Origin of the sequence: Pedobacter sp., from assembly GCF_041662865.1 — a bacterium.
Lineage (GTDB): Bacteria > Bacteroidota > Bacteroidia > Sphingobacteriales > Sphingobacteriaceae > Pedobacter.
Genome location: NZ_JBAZRL010000008.1, coordinates 31,992 through 54,807, shown reverse-complemented (window position 1 = coordinate 54,807; position 22,816 = coordinate 31,992). Strand labels below are relative to the sequence as shown.

Here is a 22,816-nt window from a genome sequence, read left to right as displayed (position 1 = left end):
GAGGGCTTAAATAGTAGTGTTTCAGCCCTTTTTTTATTTTATTTAGCTCTTAATTTTTAACAACATACCCGGTTGCAATGCCGCCCTTTTTTTTAAGCCATTTATTTTTTTGATGTTGGCTACAGTTGCTCCATCAAATTTTTCAGCTATGCCAGATAAAGTATCCCCTAGTTTTACTTTATAGGTAATATAAGATGATTTTGTTAGCGGTTTTGGTATAGATGCAGCACCGTAGATTTTTAGCTTTTGACCTGGAATAATGGTATTACTTTTCAATTTATTCCAAACTTTTAAATCTTGAACCTCTACCTGATAAAGATCTGCAATACTACCTAAACTTTGACTTGGCTTAACTTTATAATATGTGATTTGAGCTGTTGGTGTGCTCTTCGCTTTCTTACGCAAATCTCTTACATCGTCTGTTGATGCTAGAATAATATCTCTTTCTGTTTCAATATCAGCATTTAAAACTTCATAAACTTTTGCATAATCAGCTTGTTCTACTTTAGGTAAAATTATTCGTTTAGGTAAAGCTGCAGTTCCATTTACAATTTTCTTCTTGTAGGATGGATTTAAACCAAACAAAGTTGATTCTTCGTAATTTATTGCCTTTGCTAAATCTGTTAAAGCCACAAAGTGATTAACCTGAATGGTATCCGTTTTAAAATTGATGGCAGGAGTTTGTTTAGCGATATCGTGAGTGCTTGCATAATTCATCACGTAAACAGCTGCAATAAAAGCTGGAACATAATCTCGCGTTTCTTTAGGTAAATATGGACGTATTACCCAAAAATCCCTTGAACCTGCTTTATCAATAGCACGAGTTACGTTGCCTTTGCCACAATTATAAGCTGCAATCGCTAAAAGCCAATCGCCAAGTTCTTCGTATGCATCTCTAAAATAAGCTGCTGCTGCATAACTTGCTTGAATAGGATCTTTGCGTTCGTCTACAAAATTATCCATATTTAAACCATATGCTTTTGCAGTACTGAACATAAACTGCCACATTCCCGTTGCGCCAACTCTTGATATAGCATGTGGGTTCATAGATGATTCTATAATTGGCAAATATTTAATTTCGGCAGGAATATTATATGCTTTAAGTGCTCTTTCGAATATTGGGAAATAATAGTTTGATAGACCTAACATTTTACCCATCATGTCTTTACGTCTGCTATAGATATCTATGAAATTCTGTACATACTCATTGTAACTAAGCGGCACAATTTTTTGAATAGAATCTAAGCGTAACTTAAAAACTAAATTCTGATTAAAAAGTAAAGGCTTGTTGATAACGGGAACTGCAATCGTATCTGATGGTAATGAAGCAACAATGTCCTTTAAGAGGCTATCACCTTGTATTGTTCTTTTAGGAGTTTGCGCTGTGGCATTTAAAAAAGCCAAAAAACTCAACAGAATTAGTACTATTTTTCTCATAGGCTTATCAGTTGCAAAATCTAATTTAAGATTTTAAGCTAAACTTCGTTTAAAAAACGATGTGATAAAGAGAGCAGTTCTTGCTCATTAAAGTGTTTGGTCATTAATTGAACACTTAACGGCAAACCGCTTTTATTATTGCCCAAAGGTAACGCAACTGCTGGAATACCAGCCAAAGAAGCTAAAACTGTATAGATATCAGCCATGTACATCACCAATGGATCTTGTATATTTTCGCCCATTTTAAAAGCTGGTGTTGGTGTTACAGGGCTTAATAGAAAATCGAAATCGTTTAATAAAGCTTCAACTTTTTCTCTAATCAGTCTACGTACTTTTTGCGCTTTTTGATAGTACGCATCATAATACCCTGCACTTAAAACAAAAGTACCTAGTAGAATTCTTCTTTTTACTTCTTCTCCAAAACCCTCCGCTCTTGAAGTTTTATATAACTGATTAAGGCTTTCTGCTTGTGTATCTCTGTAGCCATAATGCACACCATCGTAACGTGAAAGGTTGGATGAAGCTTCGGCGGTAGTTAATACATAATATGCAGGCACTAAGTAATCTAATAAATCAAAAGAAACATATTCAACGCTATGACCTTGAGATTTTAATGTTTCAATAGCGTTTAAAATGGCAGATTTTATTTCCGAATCTAGCGCATCATTTTCAATTGTTTCTTTTAAAACTGCTATTTTCTTTTTCCCCGTTTGTGAGAGATGTTGCGAGTAAGCGGGAACTATTACTGATGAAACTGTACTATCTGAATCATCTACTCCAGCTAAAACCTCTAACAATAAAGCTGCATCGCTAACGGAAGAAGTCAGTGTACCTACTTGATCAAATGAAGAGGCATAAGCAATAATCCCATAACGAGAAATACGGCCATAAGTAGGTTTAAAACCAATACAACCGCAAAATGCAGCAGGCTGACGAACGGATCCACCTGTATCTGTACCTAAAGCTGCCAAACACATATCCGCTTGGACGGCAGCGGCCGAACCTCCAGATGAACCTCCAGCAACTCTTTCTTCATCGATAGCATTTTTTACTGCACCGAAATAAGAAGTTTCATTTGAACCTCCCATGGCAAATTCATCGCAGTTTAGTCTGCCAATAATAATGGCATCTTCTTGCAACAAACGATTTACAACAGTTGATGAATAAGGAGATACAAACCCATCTAACATTTTTGAAGATGCAGAAACTTTATGGTCTAGATAGCAGATATTATCTTTAATACCAATCACCATACCAGCCAATTTCCCAGCAGTACCTTTTTCTATCTTTTGCTGTACTAAATTTGCCTGCTTTGTTGCAGAATCAAAAAACACCTCATTAAATGCATTGAGGTGTTGATTTTTTTCTATTTGCTTAAAGTAGTACGATAAAAGCTCTAGTAAAGTGAGTTCTTTTTGCGTAAATTTTCCCTGTATCTCTGTTAAAGAGGTATATTTCTTCAAAACTTAAATTTAAAAGACAAAAATTACTGAAACTAAAGAGGCTTGTTTTCGTTAGTTCCGTCAACGCCTTCTTTACCGTCTTTAAATTCTTTTACGCCTTTACCTAAACCACGCATTAATTCAGGGATTTTTTTACCACCAAATAATAATAAAAGTGCTAAAACTATTAATACGATCTCACCTGTACCTAAACCGGCTAATAAAATTGTAGGTTGTGCCATTGGATTTATTTTAATTTTTTTAATCTGGTTAATTGAAACTCTTTTTAAGAATAAGTTTCTTTATTTTTTTGATCAGCAGCATCCTCTTCAGGAATTACTTTATTATCCTCTGTTGAAGTTGCATGCATTAAACTATCCTCTTCTGTTGGATGATGACGTTGTGCATGATTTTCTTCCTCAGCTTTTAATTCGTTATCTATATCTACGGAATTAATGTTGCGATGGATTTCACGCTTAACACCTTCCGATGCATCTTTAAATTCTCTAATCCCTTTTCCTAAACCTCTTGCTAATTCAGGCAATTTTTTACCTCCAAATAACAAAAGTATTGCCACCATAATAAGTGCAACCTCTCCGCCACCCATGTTTAAGAACTCTAATAATACGCCTGAATACATCTCTAATTGATTTTTATACAAATATAGACAAATAAATTTCCTAAAAGTTTATCGAGCGATCCAACTTTCAGGATTTTGTGGAATACTAATCCTACGAATCTGGAAGCCTAACTCTCCAACGCCATCATTTGTACCTACTATACCTATATTTTGTCTGGTGCTTACATTGTCGCCTTTGCTTACACTGACAGACTTCAGGTTGTAGTATACTGTGAAATATTCTCCATGTTTAACAAGCACAATATACCTTCCTTGAACGGTAGAAACACTTGTAACTTTACCATTAAAAACAGCTCTTACTCCTGCGCCATCAGAAGTTTGATAAGTAACACCTTCATTATCGATTGTAGCTTGATCAACCTTCGATCTGCCAAAATGACTACTTATATAACCAGAAGCAACTGGAGCAGGGAGATTTCCTCTATTATTTTCAAATGCTACAGAAAGTTTATTTCCATCGGATGTTGCTCTTAAAATCTCACTATTGGTTTGAGTTTTTGGTGATGAAGTAACAGGCGCTGGTTTGTTTTCTGATTTTGCCTTCGCAGCTGCAATACGTTCTCTTTCTCTTTCTTCATCTTCGGCTTTTTTACGGGCAATCGCAATTTCTCGCTGAATAGCGGCTCTAATTGCTCTATCTATAGCTTGTTGTTGTTGTTTCTTTCTCGAAATATCTTGTTTGTATTGTTTTTCTTGCTTGCTTAACTGATTTAGTACAACAGCTTGCTCATTTTTCTTTTTATCTAATTTACCTTTTTCATTTACTCGTTCTTTTAGCAAGTTATTTTTATTCTTTAAATCTTTATCTAATACAACAATTTTATTGTTTAAATCCTTTTCCGTTCCCTGAATATAAGATGCCTGCTTTTTACGATATTGCCCAAATTGTTGTAAGTATTTGATGCGTTTATAGGCTTGATTAAAATCTTTAGCCGCGAAAATAAACATCATTTTATCGTAAGAATTTTTATTGCGTTGAGCAAATCTAATCATTGCTGCATATTCCTTTTTCAAATCCGATAAACGAGTTTGCAGGTTATGTACTTTACCAGTATTTTCTGTAATCTGGTTATCTAAATTTTTCATTTCAGAATTGATGGTCGAGATTTTCTCTTGCATCAATCTAACCTGTGCTTTTATCGCATTAATTTGAGTTAGCGTTAATTTTTTACCATTTGTAGTCCGATTCAGGTTTTTCTGCGCTAATTCTATTTCTCTTTGTAGCGCTTCCTTTTTACGCGTAAGTTCTTTACTAGATTGTGCAAACCCGCTTGAGCAAAGCACTAATAATAATAGGGAAAGGAGTAGTTTTTTTAACTTCATTAGACCAAAAATATAAAAAATTAGTTGATTACCTCAAAACTTTTAGGAACCGTAAAAGGAAAGTCAACTGGAGTATTACTTTCTATTTTAATAAAATCGATGTTTACATTTATTTTTTTATCTCCAGACATAGAATTGATTTTCAGGCTAGAAGGGAATAATGCATTATTCACTGGAGTATAATTTCCGTAAATCACTTTAAAAGCTTGAGCAGCTTTTGCATCATTTAAGGTGGTTTCCTCAGTTTTTAGCAAAGTGTTAAACAAACTACGATAGGCCAAATCGTCTGTTGTGCCACTTAAAACCCAAACCCCATTTTCTTGTACTAACGCTGATTTCTCTACCATAAAATCTTTAATTGTGTTACCAGAAAATACAGCTTGTAGTAAATCGAAATTGATTTGTTTATTCGTATAGTTATAAATATAGTTGAATGGTTTTTTGGTGAATTTCTTATGCAGGCGATCCAATATCAGTAAACTATCTGGTGTAATCACAGCTCTTGCAACTTCTATTCCCGCAATTGCAGTAACGCTTACCCAAATCTTTTTATCCTTTTCTATTCTGATAATCATGGTTACATTATTCTCATCGCCATTAATATCTAATTCCGCTTTTCCTCTTAAAGCCAATGTAGTAAAAGCAATATCTTTACTTTTTAATAACGCTAAATTCTCTGATTTCTTGTCAACTTTAAGCTCCTCAGTTTGTCCAACTGGCGGAGTAGTAACGATTAGTTTTTTTGGCCTACACCCAACACCCAATATTACTAATACAGCTAATAAAAGGCTATTTAATATATTTCTTTTCATTAATCTTCTTGTTTAATTTTTCGGATACATTTCCTGCTTGTTTGGCTTTTTGCCATTGCATTACCGCTTTATCTTTTTCTCCTTTGAGGAAAAGAATATCGCCATAATGCTCTAAATAAACAGGATTTGAAGCCTCATTGTTTTGCAAAGCTTTTTCCATCCAACTTAAGGCTAAATCATATTTGCCTAATTTAAAAAGCACTAATGCATACGTATCCAATATTGATGCATTTTTAGGTAAAGCCTTTACGGATTTTTCAGCTAACATTTCTGCTTTGCTCAAATTCTGATTTCTTAACGCCAAATAATAGGCATAATTGCTCAATGTCAAATAATTATCTGGAGCCAACTCAATTGCTTTATCAAATGCTACATCTGCTTCTTTCAATTTTTCTTGGTCGATTAACACTTCTGCTTGCAAGGCAAAAATCATCGCCTTTAGATTCGTATCATCCGGATCTAGTTGCAAAGCAGATCTGATTTCCAGTCCAGCTTCTGCATTTTGTCCGTTTCTATGCAAGGCAAATGCACTATAATAATACAATATTGCTTGATTAGGATAAATTGAAACCGCTTCTTCTCCGGTTTTTATTGCCTCTGCATATTGACCTAATAATGTTTGTATACCTAGTAATTTTTCCCAAGCTGCGTAAATTTGATCAGAAATTTTTAGTGCTGCTGAATATTGCTCTTTTGCTCCACTTAAATTATTTTGTTGATAGAGCACATCTCCATACAAAACCAATAATTTTTGATTGTTAGGATGAGTTTTTACTGCTATTTGAATTAATTCTGTAGCATCTTTCACTACGGTTTGATTGTTAAATCGCGGCAGCATTAAACTTACAATTTTAAGCTTATTTGCAACTGGCATCGCCTGATGGGCAAAAGCAGATTTTAATGGAACTATGGCTAATTCGTTTTTCTTTTGAGAATTATAAATATCGGCCATTGCCAAATCAACTTCATAATTATCAGGTTCTAAACCCTTAGCTTTTTGTAAGATCGCTAAAGCTTCTTCTTTTTTATCTTTTTCTAATAAAATACCGCTCAAATAGAGATAGCTTTTTACATCTGTTGGATTTTCTGTTAATAACTTGTTTATCGCGTCATTACTCGGTGTTTCATTTCCTTGGATGGTAAAGCGTTGTTTTGCAAAGGTTAATTCTTTAGAACTGCCAAATTTTTGTTCTATTTCATCGTAAGCTTTTTTCGAATCTTCTGTTTTTCCAGCAATGAAAAGTGCATTTGCTCTATCAAAATAATAGGTGTCAATCTCGGGTGATAATTGAATGAGCTGATTAAATACACTCACTAATGCTTCCATATTGCCATTGCGCTTATATATTTCTGCCTGGAGTTTTAAATACCAGCTATTTCTAGGATTTAAACTAATTGCTTGTTTAATTGCAGTTTCAGCATCTAGCAATTTATTTTGGCGATAATTGAGTGAAGCTAATTCGAAATACACTGCATCATTCTTTGGATCGATTGTTAAAATTTTAGAGAAATTCAGGCTAGCATTCGTATAATTCTCCGCCATTTTTTCTTTCAGCCCTGCAAAAAAAAGTTCTTTTATAGCATTTCCTTCTCTACTTTCTTGAGGTGGAGATTCTTGTGCAAATAGTACACTATTTACAAAAAGCAAGAAAACAAATGTCAACTTAAACTTCATTATTTAATTTTATCAATAGAACTATTTACCCGTGTGTCCGTAACCACCTGTGCCACGAGCAGTATCACTTAATTCTTCCACACTTTCCCAACTAATGCTTTCGTGTTTGGCAATTACCATTTGTGCAATTCTATCGCCATCATTAATCACAAAATCTGTATCAGATAAATTTACCAATAACACTTTAATTTCTCCACGATAATCTGCATCAATAGTTCCTGGAGAATTTACAATTCCAATTCCATGTTTAAAAGCTAATCCGCTACGTGGTCTAATTTGTGCCTCGTATCCAATTGGCAATTCTATATGTAAACCTGTTGGAATTAAAAGACGTTGTAAAGGTTTAATTGTAATTTGTTCTGGGGTAAATGCTCTTAAATCCATACCTGCAGCATGAGCAGTTTCATACGCTGGAAGTGGGTGAGTGGAGTGATTGATAATTTTGATTTTCATTATTTTGTTGTCAGTATTCTTTTAACGTTATCTTTTTCCATAAAATATATCCCTACCAAAAACAGCGCTAAAAGACCATTTCCGATATAAATATTCTGTTCAAACACATAAAATGATAAATATACCAAAACCAAAGAAGTGCTTAAATAAGCTATCATGCTTTTTAGGTTATATGGAATTGGATAAAATTTTTGCCCTAAAATGTAAGAGATAATCATGATGATGAAATAAGCCATCATACTTACCCAAGCTGATGCCATATAGCTGTATTTTGGAATAAGTATAATATTCATCACGATAGTAAAAATTGCGCCAACTAACGAAATATATAAACCATATCGAGTTTGATCCGACAAACGATACCAAACCGCCAAATTCATATAAATGCCCAAACAAACGTAACCAAAAAGTAGGAATGGGACTGCTGGTAAACCAACCCAATATTTTGCCGCAATGAAATGTTTAATTAGATCAATGTTTGCAATTAAACCCACAAACAAAATAGCCAAAGCCAACACAAAATAATTGAGAATATTGGCGTACGTAGTTTTTGCATTCTCATTTTTGGAATGGCTGAAAAAGAAAGGTTCTGCTCCTAGTCTAAACGCGGTATTAAATATGCTGATGAAAATTGCTAGCTTACAAACTGCACCATAAATACCTGTTTCATGATCTGCAATAGTAGCTGGAAGGTATTTACTTAGCAATATTTTATCAAGGTTTTCATTAATAATAAACGACAAGTTAGCTACTAAAATTGGCCAGCTGTAAGCGAGCATTTTATAGAAAAGTTCTTTATCAAACTTAAATTGGATTTGTTTAAATTCTGGAATTAATAAAATGAAGGTGGATATACTTGCAACCAAATTAGCAACAAAAACATAGCCTATCCAACTAGTTTTAAACCACGTAGCCAACCATTCTGCACCCAGTAAATTTTGCTTAATAATTGCCGGAATAACATAAATAAATATCAAGTTTAGACCTACAAAAACACCTATGTTTAAAAATTTGACAACACTATATTTAAGTGGTTTTCCATCAGCTCTTAATTTTGCAAACGGGATTACACAAATTGCATCTGTAAATAATATCCAAATTAGGTATTGAACATATTTTCGTTGTTCATCGTAATTTGCAAGACCATCACTACTGGAAGTAAACCTTGTTAAATAGTCTGTAAAAACTAATCCTGTAATTAGAAATAGAACAGAAATAAAGGCAATAACTAAAAAACTGTTGTTGTAAACTTCTTGCTTTTTTTCTTCATGCTTATTTAGGTAACGAAAAAAAGTAGTCTCCATACCAAATGCCAAAATTGCATTGATAATGGAAGCGTAACTAAACATTTTAGTGAAAATACCATATATGCCTTCTGCGTAAACTCTGGTATAAATTGGAGTTAAAATAAAGTTGAATAGCCTTGAGAATATGGTACTTATACCATAAATCATTGTTTGACCAGCAAATTTTTTATATACAGACAAGTTAATTTTAGATTTTAGATTTTAGATTTTAGATTTCTGGAGTATGCTCAAAAATACAATCTAAAATTCAATACATAATTTTCCTTAATTGATATTCAATCGTAATTCGTAACTCTCAAATTGTAAATCTACTTTACCAAAGCAGGTTCTTTTTTACAACTTCAAAGTTGCGATAATTTTTAAGTTCTCCATCTACAACTTCCACATTTTCTACTTTAGCTTTATCTGGGCCTTCTTTACACCAATCTACAAACATTTCTAATGTAGTTCTATCAGCTTCTGCTTCGATATACACTGATCCATCTTTTTCATTTTTAACCAGGCCCTTTACTCCCATCTGATCTGCCACAGCCTTAGTGCTTGCTCTAAAAAAAACACCTTGAACTTTTCCTATTACTTTTATATTGATGTGCTTCATTTTAACTATTTACTACTTTTAATCTCTGTTTTTACTTTGCTTTGCTGTACTTGATTTTTAGCTTTTTTCTTTATCAAAACGATAGCAATTACAATTAAAATGATTGTTATTAGCGCTAATATTCTTTTTAAAATCATTAGTAAGTATTAAAATATTTTAGGTTAAATTGGACTTCCAAAAACAACTTTCCCGAATAAAATGGATAAAATACTGTAGATAACTACTGGTATTAATAGTAATTTCATATCTGTGTGAGCCATAAAAAATTTGATAAGTGTTAAACTGCTTATCACATAGTGAATTAAATTCCCTATAGCGACTGGCCTACTATAAATCCCTCCTATTAAATTCGCTTTTGCTGTCCAATTAAGAAAACCAAACCCAAAATAAATAGCACCAAGAATTTGAATGATTAAAACAAGAACACTTGTTTCATTAACTCCCATAAATTGTAAAATTTCACTTGGCAGAAATGAGCATAATATACCAATGATCATCATGGTAAGGGCACTAAAAGTCATTAATATTTTTGTGTTTATCATCAGGTTAATCCTCAAATTTAAGATCGTTTAGTAGTTGCTTTTCTTTCAAAAACTCATTCCAAATTTCGTGTAAAATAACTGCCGCTGGCCTTATTTCATCCAGCATAGCTGATACTTGTCCAATTTCTAATTCACCTTGCTCAATGTCACCTTCAAACATACCCAATTTTGCTCGTGCCCTACCTAAAAGTTCCATCAGTTTTTCGGTAGCTGCACCTTGCGCTTCGGCTTGTGCAACAGCATCTGCAAATTCATTTTTTAGTAAGCGTACTGGCACTAATTTCTTCATTCGCAGTTTGGTATCGCCTTCATTAGAAGAAATGATTTTCTCTTTAAAATTTGGATGTGCTGATGATTCTTCAGCAACTGCAAAAGCTGACCCGATTTGAACGGCATCTGCACCTAATGCAAATGCTGCTAACATTGCTTTTCCACTACCAATACCACCTGCTGCAATTACTGGAATTTTAACCGCAGCTTTAATCATTGGAATTAAACACAACGTTGTAGTTTCTTCTCTTCCGTTGTGTCCACCAGCTTCAAAACCTTCAGCTACGATAGCATCCACACCACATTCTTGGGCTTTTAACGCGAATTTAGTATTGGCAATTACATGAACAACTGTCATGTTTTTTTCTTTTAAAAAGGAAGTCCAAGTTGCTGGATTACCAGCTGAAGTAAATACAATTTTCACATCTTCCTCAACCAAAATATCCATAATTTCCTGAATATTTGGATAGAGCAATGGCACATTTACAGCGAAAGGATTTGACGTTGCAAGCTTGCATTTTTGAATATGCGTTCGCAACACTTCTGGATACATAGAACCTGCACCAATTATCCCTAAACCACCAGCATTAGAAACCGCCGACGCCAATTTCCAACCGCTACACCAAACCATTCCTGCTTGAATAATGGGATATTTAATATTGAAAAGTGTAGTAATGCGATTAGCCATTTTGCTAAAATAAACGTTTTATAGTTGTTTCTTTATTAATAATTCCGTTTTCGGCATTGCTTATTAAAACAACGCCAGGTTTTTTACCTTTTTCAAAACTTCCATATTGCGATTCAATTCCTAAAAATTCTGCCCCGTTTAGGGTCGCCCATTTTAACAATTCTTCAAAAGAAATACTTTTATGTTCTTGCAAAGTTTGCATTTCTGACAAAATATTTAACTGATGATTGCTTGCCAAACTATCAGTCCCTAAAGTAATTTTTAAGCGTTCGGTCTTTAATACATCTACATCTGGCAATGTATTTTCAATATATAAATTAGCATTTGGGCATAAACACCAATACAGTTTTTGATGTTCTTTTTTTGCGAAATCTATATCTGCTTTACTACTAAATGTATTATGAACCAATAAAGTATTTACTTCTTTTGATAGTAGCGGTAAATGATAGTTTAAAGAATTTTTGCTGGAATTATGCGCATCATTTTGTGCAATTCCAAGTTCAGCAAAAAAGTCAGCAAATTTTCCTGTTCCAGTTTCAAAAAGTTCGTTTTCCCCTATCGTTTCCTGATTGTGAATACTTAAAGCATCATCCTCATTCGTTACTTTTTCTATCTCATTAAAAAGCGAGCTAGAAACAGAATATGGCGCATGTGGAACAATGGATGCTTTTAATGGGGCAAATTCTTTTTTTAAGTTTAAAGCTTGCTCAATAATAGGTTCAGACGGTCGATTAAATCCAAATACTTCTACAAATGTGTGATAATAGATTTTACTATTTAATTTAACAGATTTAGAAATTAACAGGTTTGAAATATCGCCAACAGCTACAATTCCGTTTTCATACATTTCTGCATCAGCGTTTTGCATTGCTGAAATAATTTCTTCTTCGGGTTGTTGTCGGAAACTTAATATTTGTTTGATGAACCCAGTTAATCCAGTTTTCTCAGCAATTTTTTGGCGCAAATGCGATAACTCTAAATGGCAATGTGTATTGATAAACCCAGGGACTAAAACACCGTCATAATGCTGAATATTTTCAATTCCTTGAGCCTCTTCTTGTGTTAAAACAGCACCAATACAACCATCTTCATTAATTCCAAGTACTCCATTTTTAAGTGGCGTATTATTGACACGATAAACTACATTTGCCGAGATATACATGTAGCAAATTACGCTATAATTAGCTAATTTGGCAATTAGTAAATTATCCCATATTTGATGAACCGCATTGACAGACTTTTTGGAATCTTAATACTCTTGCAGTCAAGAAAATATGTGACTGCCGAAAAAATTGCTAATCAATTTGACATTAGTGTGCGTACGGTTTACCGAGATATGAAAGCGCTTGGCGAACAAGGAATTCCGTTGAGTTTTGAGCAACCCAAAGGTTATTTTATTGTACAAGGTTATTTTTTACCCCCTATTTCTTTTAATTCTGACGAAGCAAATGCATTATTATTAATGGAACGTTTTTTAGGTGGTTTTGCAGATAAATCTATCACTCAACATTATACAACTGCACTAAATAAAGTTAAAACTGTACTTCGTACTGCGCAAAAAGAAAAATTAGAACTTTTAAATGAAAACATTAAATTACAATTGCCCGAACGATTAACCAATGATTTTGACTATCTATCAGTTCTACAAAATGCGATTTCTGCCAAATGCATCATCGAAATAGAGTATAGAAATAATAAAGAGGAAGTTAGCAAGCGAGAGGTAGAACCAATTGGTTTAATTTTTTATGCATTTAGTTGGCATTTAATTGCCTGGTGCCATTTAAGAAATGAGTATCGCGATTTTAAGCTAACTAATATCATCACTATAAAGTGTACTGAAATTCCTTTCAAAAAAACAACTCATATGTCATTAAATGACTACATGAAATTACTTCCTGTTAACTATTAATTTGGAGTTCGATTTTATAGAAATGCAGGTAGTTTGATTAATTGAACACTCCGTTTATTAAGTACTATAAGCTTAGTTTTCGTTAGAGTAAGTCCGCATCTAGTCCGCGTATTATTGCAAAATAGCGGACTCGATGTGGATTGTAAGCGTAGTTGTATAGGTCAAGACATAAATGTAACTACTTATAAGATATTATAGGGTTTATGTCACCTCCACCTGGGTGGAAAATGATAACCTTTCAAAATATCATTCGCTAATAAATTAAGAAAATTATTTTTTGACACAGTCTCTTTATAGCAAGATTTCAGGTTCGCAATTCTAATTTTTTTTATTTCTTTTTTTTACGCTGCCATAGGGTTGTCAGTCGGCTCACTTTTCTTTGTGTTATAAAACAGAGAAATTATGAACATTATTGAATTATTATTAAAAGAATTAGAAAGCGAAGCGCAAACTACTCGTAAATTTTTAGCATCGGTTCCATTTGACAAAACAGAATGGGCTCCACATGAAAAAAGCATGAAAATGATGCCATTGTCAACTCACATTGCAGAGTTGCCCAGTTGGATAAGCTTAGGTTTAACAACTGATGAGTTAGATTTTGCCTCTGCCCCTTACGAACCTATTGTAGTGAACAATAATGAAGAGTTGCTAGCACTATTTGAAAAAAGTTATGAAGGCGCAAAAGAAGAATTGGCAAAAGCAAAAGAAGAAGAACTAACTAAAAGATGGGTTTTACGTAATGGTGAACAAATTCTGAGTGATATGGATAAATATGGAATTATTCGCATTGCTTTTAGTCAAACAACTCACCACAGGGCACAATTGGGTGTTTACTTCCGTTTATTAGATATTCCAGTTCCTGCAAGTTATGGGCCAACCGCCGACGATCAAAGTTTTTAAACCTTTTTCACATAGGCACATCAGATTTATAACGATGGGCCTATGTTTCTACTTGGTTGTACTCTATAGATGTGTTAAAATGTTAACTTTGTAGCTAAATTACTAATTCTACTCAATGTCTGATTCTACAACACGATTAAATAAATACATTAGCGAAAGCGGTTTATGCTCAAGAAGAGCTGCTGATAGATATATTGAGCAAGGTCAAGTTTTTATTAATGGCCGTAAAGCAAAAGTTGGCGACAAGGTGTTTTTTGGCGATTTAGTAAGTGTAAACGGTAATAACATTGAGCCTAAGCAAGCAGAAAATTCTATTCTTTTAGCATATAATAAACCTGTTGGCATTACCAGTACAACTGAAGCCAATGTAAAAGGAAATATTGTAGATCATGTAAATCATAGCGAGCGTGTTTTCCCCATTGGTAGATTAGACAAAGATTCATCTGGGTTAATTTTCTTAACTAACAATGGTGATTTAGTAAATAAGATTTTACGTGCCGGCAATAATCACGAGAAAGAATATATAGTAACCGTAAACAAACCTATAACCGATCAATTTATTGAAGGAATGAGTAAAGGCGTTCCTGTTTTAGGTGTTATGACTAAAAAATGTAAAGTAACAAAAGAAAGCCCCTTTGTTTTTAAAATTACATTGATACAAGGTTTAAATCGTCAAATACGTAGAATGTGTGAGCATTTTGGCTTTGAAGTAACAAAGTTAGAAAGAACACGCATTATGAATATTACACTCAAAGGATTAGCCGTAGGCGATTGGAGAGAATTAACTGAAGAAGAACAAACTGAAATATTCAAATTAGTTGCTAAATCTAGTTCCGAAAAACCTGTTGTACCCAAACGGGTTAATAAAAAATCAGCACCAGAAAAAGAAGAAAGACCTGCACAACGCTTTGCAAAAGATAAAACTCGTGGTTCAAAACCAAAAGGCGATTCTAAATCTTCAAGTTCTTCATCAAGAGTTGGAGGTTCGCCTAGTTCTGATTGGTTTAAATCTGGGCCAAGCAAAAGACCAACTCGTCCATCAAATGGCAAACAAGGTGCACCAGGCGCAAAAACTCGTAGTCCGAAAAGGAAATGATAACGCTAGTAATTTATCTCAATGTCCTGATTTTTGTTTTGCTCTCAGCATTACATTTTTATTGGGCATTTGGTGGTAAATGGGCTTTAGCATGCAGTGTTCCAGAATTAACAAACAAAAAACCACTCTTTAACCCTGATATTTTTGGCACATTGTTTATTGCATTTGGCTTATTAATTTTTGCTTTTATTACTTATTTCCAATTAGATATATTTTCTATTCTTATTGGCGAGTATATAGATTATGCAACAGTATGTATAGCACTTATTTTCTTTATTCGTGCTATTGGCGATTTCAGATATATTGGTTTATTTAAAAAAATAAAAGGTACTCCTTTCGCCATCAACGATAGTAAAATTTATATTCCACTTTGTTTATACCTTTCCTTAAGTAGTTGTCTAATTGTAATCTTATAAGTGTCATTACCGCTTATTTTTTTACCCTCAACCTTTTTAATTACCTTTGCACCTTATGGTTAGCACTAAAAAAATAGATATTCGTTCGTTAGATTTGCCAAGTTTGCAACAACTTTTCGCAGAAATGAAGGAGCCAGTTTACCGAGCAAAACAAGTCTATCAATGGCTTTGGGAGAAATCTGCCAGAAGTTTTGAAGAAATGAGCAATCTATCCAAAGATCTTCGCAAAAAGCTAGATGATAATTATGCTATCAACGTTGTTGAAATAAATAGTGCTCAATTTAGTAATGATCATACTATTAAAAACGCATTCCGTTTATACGATGGCAACATTGTTGAAGGCGTTTTAATTCCTACAGAAGAACGTATGACGGCTTGTGTAAGTTCGCAAGTTGGTTGTAGTTTAACCTGTAAATTTTGCGCTACGGGTTACATGGATCGTAAACGAAATCTTAATGCGGACGAAATTTACGATCAAGTTGTTTTGATAGATCAGCAGGCGAAAAAAAATTACAATATTCCACTCACAAATATTGTGTACATGGGTATGGGCGAGCCTTTACTCAACTACGCCAATGTGTTAAAATCGATAGAGCGTATTACAGCTCCCGATGGTTTAAACATGAGTTATAAGCGCATTACCGTTTCTACTGCTGGTATCGCTAAGATGATTAAAAAATTGGGTGATGATGGTGCAAAATTCAATTTGGCACTTTCTTTACATGCTGCCAATGATGTAAAACGTCATGAAATTATGCCAATAACTGAGCATAATTCTTTGAAAGCATTAGCTGAAGCGCTTAAATATTATTTCCAAAAAACTAAAAATCCGGTTACATACGAGTACATTGTATTTAATGGTTTTAATGATGAAATTGAAGATGCAATGGATTTGGTTAAGTTTTGCAAACATGTGCCTTGCAAGGTAAATCTAATAGAATATAACCCAATTCAATTTGCAGATTTTATTAATGCCGAAGGCGATAAAATTGATGCTTTTGCTACCTATTTGCGTAATCATGGAGTAAATACAAATATCAGGCGCAGCCGTGGTAAAGACATTGATGCAGCTTGCGGACAATTAGCTGTTAAAGAAGAAGCTAAAGCCTAGATTTTAAATCACATTTCCCGACTTACAGCAAAACAAACTTCTACTTCCGTTTTCTATTCTCTATTTCCTTAAAAAATTACTAAATTGGAATTATGATAGCTGTAAAACGTTTAGCCACAGATATAATCGGATTGCTTTTTCCTGAGTTATGTAATGCCTGTGGTACGCATTTATATTACGGAGAAAAAGAAATTTGCACAAAATGCTTGTATGATTTACCTTATACAGACTATCATTTGTACACCGATAATCCAGTTGCTAAACAATTATGGGGACGATTACCTTGCAACGCTGCTATGGCAATGCTTTATTTTAGAAAGGGCACAAAAGTTCAAAATTTGATGCACAGTTTAAAATACAAAGGGCAAACTGAAGTTGGTGTAAGATTAGGAAATCTTTTAGGGGAAAGATTAAAATTAAGTCCCCTATACCACGATATAGATTTAATTATTCCCGTTCCACTTCACCCGAAAAAAGAAAAATTAAGAGGTTACAATCAAAGTGAATTTATTGCTAAAGGTATAGCCGAAGTTTTAGATATTCCAATGAGCACAACTCATTTATTACGCGATAAATCTACAGATAGCCAAACTAAAAAATCGAGATATGTGCGTTACGAGAATATGCAGTCGGTTTTTAACGTTCATCAGGCAAAACAAATAGAAAATCTACACGTTTTGTTAGTTGATGACGTAATTACAACAGGTGCAACTTTGGAAGCTTGTGGTAATGCTTTATTAACTATCGGAATTAAAAAATTAAGTATAGCAGCAATTGCTTTTGCAAAATAATTATGCGTTTAAAATTACTATTTCTAGGTATTGTTCTTAGTTTCTTCTTTGCTGCTTGCAATAAGGATGAGGATGTTACTTTTGATTTAGATGCAAAAGTTAATTTTTCAATCGATAGTGTTTTATTCGATACCGTTTTTACTTCTATTGGTTCTAGCACCAGACGCTTAAAAGTTTATAACCCTAATGCAAAAGCAATCAACATTAACAACATAAAATTAAGTGGTGGTGTTGCATCAGCATTTAGCTTAAATATTAATGGATTAGCAACTCCAGAAACTAGCGATTTAAAAGTAAATGGTAACGATTCGATTAATGTTTTTATAAAAGTTAACATTAATCCTACCAATCAAAATTTACCTTTTATTGTACAGGATTCAATTCTATTTTATTTTAATGGTAAAAAGCAAAGCATCCCTTTGGTGGCTTATGGACAAAATGCCAATTTTATAAATAGCAGTACTATCCAAACTAATACGACTTGGAATAGTAAGCTTCCATATTTGATTTATAAATCAGTAACTGTAGCCAAGGATGCTAATTTAACAATAGCACCAGGCACAAAAATCCTTTTTCATGGCAATTCAACTATGAGTATAAAAGGAACGCTTACTGCTATTGGCACTAAGGCTGACAGCATTTTATTTGCAGGTGATCGATTAGAAAAATTATATATGAATGAGACTGGCCAATGGAATGGCCTTCATTTTTATCCAGAAAGTAAAAACTCACAAATTAATTATGCGATCATAAAAAATGGGATTGCTGGCATTACCGTAGACTCATTATCAGAAAATAGCAAGCCAAAATTATTATTAACCAATAGTATTATCAAAAATATGGAAGTGGTTGGCTTTTTGGGTTATCAAACAGAGTTGACGGCTTTTAATAATCTATTTTTTAACTGTGGCCAATATTTGCTGTATGGTGTTGGCGGCGGCACATATAATTTAAAACAGAATACTTTTGCCGGTTACAATATAAATTTTCCTAGAAAAACAGCAGCAGTTTATTTATCAGATTATATCAGCAATACCCAATCCGCTAGCCTTACAGTAGAACTTTGTAATAATATTATTTGGGGTAATTTAGCAGATGAATTTTCAATTGATAAAAAAGATCCAAAGACAACACTTTTAGCTACTATAAAAAATAATCTATTAAAAGTGTCGACTACTACTTATGCTACTAATGGTAATATTTTAAATATGGATCCTTCATTTATTAACCCTGAAATGGGCAATTTTAAATTAAACAAAGTTAGCCAGGCGAATAATAAGGGGTTTAATTTGAGTTCAGACGCTTATTTCAATACTTATTTACACAAAGACTTAAATAATAAAACAAGAATATTTCCCTCTGAATTAGGGTGTTATGAAAATAATTAAAAAATTATAAACTTTTTTTAAAACAATTGGCATTCGCTGGCGTTTATTATTTCGAGAGCGTTAATTTAGATGGTAAGGGTCGATATTTCTTCATGAAATACCGGCCCTTTACTTTTTCAAGTAAATTGCTAAAACCTCTTTAATTTCTTCAGGATTAAATGGCTTTAAGATATGTCCATTCATACCAGATTCCTTAAACTTCATATTTTCGTTATGCAAGGTTGAAGCTGTTAAAGCAATAATCGGTAGTTTTTTATAATAGTCACCAGATATTTCGCGAATAATACGAGTGGTGTCAAAACCATCTATGCCAGGCATTCTGATATCCATAAATACCAAGTCGTATACATTATTTACAATTTTATTGATCGCTTCTTCTCCGTTAGTTGCAAAATCTATAATCAACCCCCATTTACTTAAGAATCTTTTTGCAATTAAGATATTTACTTCATTATCATCAACTACTAGTATTTTTTTACCCGTAAATGCGCTTGGTTTAGTCACAGCTGCGGCAGTTACCGCAGTGTCTGATATTTTCTTGAAATCAATAACAAATGAAAATAAGGTTCCCTTACCTTCTGTACTTTCTACTTTAATTTCAGAATTATGCAGTTTTAATAATCTTTTCGTAATGGCAAGACCTAAGCCTGTGCCTCCATATTTTCTAGAAATATCAGCACCTGCCTGTGTAAAAGTTTCAAAAATATATGATTGTTTATCCTTAGCAATACCAATACCTGTATCCTTAATTTCGAAACAAATTAAACACGAATCTGTATCGTTATATTTTAGTTTTACTTTAAAATCTATCCTACCCTTATCCGTAAACTTAATCGCATTACCCAACAGGTTAATGATAACTTGGTATAATCTAGTTTTATCGCCTAATAATGATTCAGGCACTCTATCATCGTAGGTTAATGTGAGCAGATTACCTTTTTTACCTGCACTTACCTGCAAAGAGTTGGTAATATCTACACATAAGGTATGTAAATCGAAAGGGATAGATTCCAATTGGAGATTTCCTGTTTCAATCTTCGTAAAATCAAGGATATCATTAATAATATTCAGCAAATTCTCTCCAGAAAATTTAAGAATATTCAAGTCATCAATTTGCGACGGTTTTGGATGATTATCTAACAATAAATGGGTCATTCCAATTACCGCATTTAAAGGCGTTCTAATTTCATGGCTCATCACAGAAAGAAACATTTCCTTAGCCTCGCTCAACTGCAAAGCTTGTTCACGAGCCTCCACCATTTCCTTTTCTACTTGTTTACGCTGAGTAATATCATAAATGAGCTCAACTTGTCGTTCCAATTGACCCATTGCATTTATAATTGGCGTATTTGCCACAGACAACCAAATAGGCGTACCATCCTTTTTAAGCGCTAAAACCTCAATAGTATAGGCTTGTTTATTGGCTGCTTTTTTCCTGGCTTGAGAAATGAGTTCCTTATCCGTATCGGCTGTTGATAGAACGTCTCCAAGCATTTTACCCGAAAGTTCTTGCAGCGAATATCCTATAAGTTGTTCTAATGCTTCGTTAACCCAGGTAATTTCTCCGTTTTCATTAGAAATAGTTACTCCAGTATTGGTTTTACTAGCAACTAGAGATAAGATTTGTAATTCTTCTTCGGCTTTTTTCTTTTCGGTAATATCGATAATAATCTCGACCTCTGTTTCTACTTTACCCTCATCATCTAAAACAACTGTGTTGTATATTGATAACCAAATAGGTTGTTTATCCTTCCGATAGGCTAGAATATCTACCGTAAAAGATTGCTTTTTTTGAGTGAGTGCTCTAGCATTTTCTATCAGCGACCAATCAGTCTCAGGTCCGCTTATCAAATCGCCCAATGGCTTACCTTTTAAATCTTCAAGGCTAAAACCTGTTATTTTTTCAAAGGCATCGTTAACCCAAGTCACATTATTATTGGCATCATTTATAACAACACCATTGTTTACTTTACTAGCTACAAACGAAAGTTTGGTTAATTCGCTTTCAACCTTTTTGCGTTCAGTAATGTCTCTTCCATAAGAATACCATCGATTATCTTTGGACACCATTCCCCAGCCAATCCATTTCACCTGACCAGTTTTACTCACTAATCTAAAATCGATGTTAAAATGTTTATTTTTATTTTTTAGACCTTTTTCAATAGCGTAAGCAGTTTTATCGATATCCTCACGATAGCAATAACTCCACATACTATGTCCAATCACCTCCTCTACTGTATAACCTAGCATTGAAGTAACGGCATCATTTATAAAAAGTATGGCTCCATTTCTATCCAAGATGCAATGGATTTCTGGTGAGGCAGTGAATATATCTACGAACTCATCAAAACGTTTGGTTTGAGCTTCCAATTGTAGATTTTTCCTTTTTAATGCTAGTTGTGCTACAACTTGAACCGCTAATGTTTGTAATGCTTCAAACTGATTTTCGTTTAAGTTTCTAGCCTCATAATCTAATAGACACAAACAACCCAATGCAAAACCCTCCGCATCTTTTAAAGGAGCGCTAGCGTAAAAACGGATATTATCAACATGAGCATATTTAGGATTGTTGACAAACTCTGGCTCCAGATGCATATCAGGCACTACAAAAATGTGATCATACATCATTGTATGTTGGCAAATGGCAATGTCTCTAGGTATTTTTTTATATTCAGGACTAATACCAGTTGCAGAGCGAAGAATAATATCATCTCTATCTACAAATGCGACATACGCCATGGGTACATTAGCAATTTGGGCTGCCAATTTTACCAAATTATCCAATTCATTCGCTAATCCATCTCCCAAAATATCATAAGAATACAAAGCTTTTAAGCGTTGTTCCTCATCTTCGGGAGAAATAGGATTAGTAAACATTATCTTAACAAGAAATTTTATTTATACAGAGGAAAGCGATTAACTAAAGCTAATACTTTTTCTCTCACTTGTTGCAGATTACTTTCGTCTTCTGGTTGCGTTAAAACTTGATCAATTAAATCAACAATTTGTTCCATTTCTGTTTCTTTAAATCCTCTGCTTGTTATTGCTGCAGTACCTACACGCATACCAGAAGTTACAAATGGAGACTTATCATCAAAAGGAACCATGTTTTTATTCACTGTGATATCAGCATTTTCTAATGCTTTTTCGGCTAATTTACCCGTTATATTTTTATTACGAAGATCAATTAACATCAAATGATTATCTGTACCTCCAGATATAATGCCATATCCCTTTGTTACAAATGCCTTTGCCATCGCTTGTGCATTTGCGCCAACTTGTTTAATATAGGTTAAATACTCATCAGATAATGCTTCACCAAAAGCAATTGCTTTAGCAGCAATAATATGTTCTAATGGACCGCCTTGAGTACCTGGAAAAACAGCCATATCTAACAAAGCTGACATCATTTTTATCTCGCCTTTTGGTGTTTTTAATCCCCATGGATTTTCAAAATCTTTGCCCATCATAATCATACCACCACGTGGGCCACGTAACGTTTTGTGTGTTGTAGTCGTTACAATATGACAATGTGGAAGTGGATTTGCTAACAAACCTTTTGCAATAAAACCGGCTGGGTGAGAAATATCAGCTAATACTAAAGCACCGATTTTATCTGCTACTTTACGAATGAATGCATAATCCCATTCCCTAGAATAAGCCGATGCGCCACAAATAATCAATTTTGGTTTTTCTGCTAAAGCTACCTCCTCTAATTTTGCATAATCAATTAAACCATCTTCTTTTTTAACCCCATAAAAATGTGGTTGATACAACTTACCAGAGAAATTTACAGGAGAACCATGAGTTAAGTGTCCACCATGTGAAAGGTCAAAGCCTAAAATTTTATCTCCTGGTTGAATAACGGCTAACATAACCGCAGCATTTGCTTGTGCGCCAGAATGAGGTTGTACATTTACCCATGCAGCACCGAATAATTTTTTTGCTCTTTCAATAGCTAGGTTTTCTATCTCATCTACAACCTGACAGCCACCGTAATATCTTTTGCCTGGTAAGC

22 protein-coding genes are annotated in these 22,816 nt (G+C 33.8%); 7 read left to right on the top strand and 15 right to left on the bottom strand.

The window, feature by feature from the left end:
* Positions 1-42 precede the first annotated feature (42 nt).
* The 13 genes from WC622_RS04710 to WC622_RS04650 form a co-directional block, all read right to left on the bottom strand.
* Positions 43-1,437 carry a transglycosylase SLT domain-containing protein gene (locus tag WC622_RS04710; protein WP_372817786.1) on the bottom strand — a complete coding sequence of 465 codons (1,395 nt, stop codon included), beginning with the start codon at positions 1,435-1,437 and terminating at the stop codon, positions 43-45.
* Between the two features lie 38 nt (positions 1,438-1,475).
* On the bottom strand, positions 1,476-2,900 hold the full coding sequence (gene gatA, locus WC622_RS04705) for an Asp-tRNA(Asn)/Glu-tRNA(Gln) amidotransferase subunit GatA (protein WP_372817784.1): 1,425 nt from the start codon (positions 2,898-2,900) through the stop codon (positions 1,476-1,478).
* A gap of 32 nt (positions 2,901-2,932) precedes the next feature.
* Positions 2,933-3,121: a twin-arginine translocase TatA/TatE family subunit gene (locus WC622_RS04700; protein WP_372817782.1), complete on the bottom strand. Its 189-nt coding sequence runs from the start codon at positions 3,119-3,121 to the stop codon at positions 2,933-2,935.
* A 44-nt stretch (positions 3,122-3,165) separates the two neighbouring features.
* Positions 3,166-3,519, bottom strand: coding sequence for a twin-arginine translocase TatA/TatE family subunit (locus WC622_RS04695; RefSeq protein WP_372817780.1), 354 nt, complete (start codon positions 3,517-3,519; stop codon positions 3,166-3,168).
* A gap of 48 nt (positions 3,520-3,567) precedes the next feature.
* Positions 3,568-4,842: a murein hydrolase activator EnvC gene (locus WC622_RS04690; protein WP_372817778.1), complete on the bottom strand. Its 1,275-nt coding sequence runs from the start codon at positions 4,840-4,842 to the stop codon at positions 3,568-3,570.
* Between the two features lie 20 nt (positions 4,843-4,862).
* Complete coding sequence (locus WC622_RS04685; protein WP_372817776.1) at positions 4,863-5,654, bottom strand: DUF4292 domain-containing protein; 792 nt, start codon at positions 5,652-5,654, stop codon at positions 4,863-4,865.
* A complete protein-coding gene (locus tag WC622_RS04680; protein WP_372817774.1) occupies positions 5,632-7,329 on the bottom strand; it encodes a tetratricopeptide repeat protein in 1,698 nt (565 codons plus the stop codon). Before WC622_RS04680 ends, WC622_RS04685 begins: the two co-directional genes overlap by 23 nt.
* A gap of 21 nt (positions 7,330-7,350) precedes the next feature.
* Positions 7,351-7,782 (bottom strand): dUTP diphosphatase, encoded by a 432-nt coding sequence (gene dut, locus WC622_RS04675; RefSeq protein ID WP_372817772.1) that lies wholly within the window; start codon positions 7,780-7,782, stop codon positions 7,351-7,353.
* Positions 7,782-9,269 carry a lipopolysaccharide biosynthesis protein gene (locus tag WC622_RS04670; RefSeq protein WP_372817770.1) on the bottom strand — a complete coding sequence of 496 codons (1,488 nt, stop codon included), beginning with the start codon at positions 9,267-9,269 and terminating at the stop codon, positions 7,782-7,784. The genes dut and WC622_RS04670 overlap by 1 nt, the downstream gene beginning before the upstream one ends.
* A 133-nt stretch (positions 9,270-9,402) precedes the next feature.
* Positions 9,403-9,687 carry an acylphosphatase gene (locus WC622_RS04665; RefSeq protein ID WP_372817768.1) on the bottom strand — a complete coding sequence of 95 codons (285 nt, stop codon included), beginning with the start codon at positions 9,685-9,687 and terminating at the stop codon, positions 9,403-9,405.
* A 161-nt stretch (positions 9,688-9,848) separates the two neighbouring features.
* On the bottom strand, positions 9,849-10,229 hold the full coding sequence (locus WC622_RS04660) for a hypothetical protein (RefSeq protein WP_372817766.1): 381 nt from the start codon (positions 10,227-10,229) through the stop codon (positions 9,849-9,851).
* Between the two features lie 4 nt (positions 10,230-10,233).
* Positions 10,234-11,187: an NAD(P)H-dependent flavin oxidoreductase gene (locus WC622_RS04655; protein ID WP_372817764.1), complete on the bottom strand. Its 954-nt coding sequence runs from the start codon at positions 11,185-11,187 to the stop codon at positions 10,234-10,236.
* Positions 11,188-11,191: 4 nt separating this feature from the next.
* Positions 11,192-12,349 (bottom strand): amidohydrolase family protein, encoded by a 1,158-nt coding sequence (locus WC622_RS04650; RefSeq protein ID WP_372817762.1) that lies wholly within the window; start codon positions 12,347-12,349, stop codon positions 11,192-11,194.
* A gap of 57 nt (positions 12,350-12,406) precedes the next feature.
* Here WC622_RS04650 and WC622_RS04645 point away from each other — a divergent pair, with 57 nt between their 5' ends.
* The 7 genes from WC622_RS04645 to WC622_RS04615 all read left to right on the top strand — a co-directional run bounded on the left by WC622_RS04645 (position 12,407) and on the right by WC622_RS04615 (position 18,798).
* The gene (locus WC622_RS04645) at positions 12,407-13,096 is read left to right on the top strand and encodes a helix-turn-helix transcriptional regulator (protein WP_372817760.1); all 690 of its coding nucleotides are present in this window, start codon (positions 12,407-12,409) and stop codon (positions 13,094-13,096) included.
* 402 nt (positions 13,097-13,498) lie between these two features.
* Positions 13,499-13,996 carry a DinB family protein gene (locus tag WC622_RS04640; protein WP_372817758.1) on the top strand — a complete coding sequence of 166 codons (498 nt, stop codon included), beginning with the start codon at positions 13,499-13,501 and terminating at the stop codon, positions 13,994-13,996.
* Between the two features lie 115 nt (positions 13,997-14,111).
* Positions 14,112-15,092, top strand: a complete 981-nt coding sequence (gene rluF / locus WC622_RS04635) for a 23S rRNA pseudouridine(2604) synthase RluF (protein ID WP_372817757.1) — start codon at positions 14,112-14,114, stop codon at positions 15,090-15,092.
* A complete protein-coding gene (locus tag WC622_RS04630) occupies positions 15,089-15,508 on the top strand; it encodes a DUF3995 domain-containing protein (protein ID WP_372817755.1) in 420 nt (139 codons plus the stop codon). The genes rluF and WC622_RS04630 overlap by 4 nt, the downstream gene beginning before the upstream one ends.
* 55 nt (positions 15,509-15,563) lie before the next feature.
* Positions 15,564-16,619 (top strand): 23S rRNA (adenine(2503)-C(2))-methyltransferase RlmN, encoded by a 1,056-nt coding sequence (rlmN, locus tag WC622_RS04625; RefSeq protein ID WP_372817754.1) that lies wholly within the window; start codon positions 15,564-15,566, stop codon positions 16,617-16,619.
* Positions 16,620-16,711: 92 nt separating this feature from the next.
* The gene (locus WC622_RS04620) at positions 16,712-17,410 is read left to right on the top strand and encodes a ComF family protein (protein ID WP_372817752.1); all 699 of its coding nucleotides are present in this window, start codon (positions 16,712-16,714) and stop codon (positions 17,408-17,410) included.
* A 2-nt stretch (positions 17,411-17,412) separates the two neighbouring features.
* Positions 17,413-18,798 (top strand): hypothetical protein, encoded by a 1,386-nt coding sequence (locus WC622_RS04615; protein ID WP_372817750.1) that lies wholly within the window; start codon positions 17,413-17,415, stop codon positions 18,796-18,798.
* Positions 18,799-18,906: 108 nt separating this feature from the next.
* Here WC622_RS04615 and WC622_RS04610 read toward each other — a convergent pair whose 3' ends face one another.
* Complete coding sequence (locus tag WC622_RS04610; protein ID WP_372817749.1) at positions 18,907-21,675, bottom strand: PAS domain S-box protein; 2,769 nt, start codon at positions 21,673-21,675, stop codon at positions 18,907-18,909.
* Positions 21,676-21,692: 17 nt separating this feature from the next.
* Positions 21,693-22,816, bottom strand: a 1,124-nt coding sequence (glyA, locus tag WC622_RS04605; protein WP_372817747.1) for a serine hydroxymethyltransferase, incomplete at its 5' end; no start/stop codon positions are given.